This is a genomic window from Pseudoalteromonas sp. SIMBA_162, assembly GCF_046535955.1.
GTDB lineage: Bacteria > Pseudomonadota > Gammaproteobacteria > Enterobacterales > Alteromonadaceae > Pseudoalteromonas > Pseudoalteromonas marina.
Map to the genome: position 1 here is coordinate 1 of NZ_JAWJBQ010000450.1, position 269 is coordinate 269.

A 269-nucleotide genomic window follows, 5' to 3' on the forward strand; every position below is an offset into this window, starting at 1 on the left:
GTTCAATTTGATCCGGGTCGTGCGCCAGTTCCGGCAGGCTGGGATCGTAATCACGAATCAACCGCACGTTGTCCGGCAGTTCCATCGACACCAGCGTTACCACGCGTTCAGCCACTTTGTGAATACTTTCGGTAACGCGCGTACCGGGCAGCTGCGGCCCCAACAGACGGTCGACCAGATTTCGCAGCCGGTCCGCCTGTTCGATAATCACTTTGGTATATTCGAGTAGTGATGGGTCAGGTAACGCTTTGCTGAGCAGCTGCGCCGCG

At 57.2% G+C, this 269-nt stretch carries 1 pseudogene; it reads right to left on the reverse strand.

The features are described from left to right. Positions 1-269 (reverse strand): annotated as a pseudogene (gene glnL / locus R0J88_RS20440) (two-component system sensor histidine kinase NtrB); the annotation flags it as partial.